Source organism: Xanthovirga aplysinae, assembly GCF_009711365.1.
In the GTDB taxonomy this organism is placed as follows: domain Bacteria; phylum Bacteroidota; class Bacteroidia; order Cytophagales; family Cyclobacteriaceae; genus Xanthovirga; species Xanthovirga aplysinae.
Genome location: NZ_SMMB01000206.1, coordinates 1 through 681, shown reverse-complemented (window position 1 = coordinate 681; position 681 = coordinate 1). Strand labels below are relative to the sequence as shown.

At 37.6% G+C, this 681-nt stretch carries 1 protein-coding gene; it reads left to right on the top strand.

What is annotated here, in order from left to right:
* Positions 1-178: 178 nt before the first annotated feature.
* Positions 179-681: ATP-dependent protease subunit HslV (gene hslV, locus E1171_RS00420; protein WP_155203025.1), on the top strand; the 503-nt coding region annotated here is incomplete at its 3' end.

Genomic DNA, 681 nt, shown 5'->3' with positions numbered 1-681 from the left:
TTAAATATTTAGTCCCGTTAGTTTATGGCGGGACTTTTTTTGTTTTTCTTAATTCCCTATTTTCAAAGTGTTATTTTGGGAAAGATTTTAGGGGAATTCAAAGAAAAAATAGGAGAGGGGTCAATATGGTTTGAGGTTACAAAAGTTCAAATTCCAAAAATATTAATAAAATCAACTTATGGAAAAAGTTAAGTCCACAACTGTTTGTGCAATATTGCATAATGGGGAAGTAGCCATTGGTGCCGATGGTCAGGCTACAATGGGAAACACCATCGCAAAAACAAATGTGAAGAAAATTAGAAAACTGCAGGATGGAAAAATAGTTACAGGTTTTGCAGGTTCAACCGCTGATGCTTTTACTTTATTAGAACGCTTCGATGAAAAGTTGAATGCCTATGGAGGGAAAATGAAAAGGGCGGCTATCGAATTGGCCAAAGATTGGCGGATGGATCGTTACTTGAGAAGGTTGGAAGCCATGCTTATTGTGGCAGATAAAGATGAGGTTTTAATCATTTCGGGTACAGGGGATGTTTTGGAGCCTGATAATGGAATTGCTACAATTGGTTCAGGAAGCATGTTTGCACAAGCTGCTGCAAGAGCATTAAAAAATCATGCTCCTCATTTATCTGCAGAAGAAATGGTGAGGGAAAGCCTAAATACTGCTGCCGATATTTGTATTTA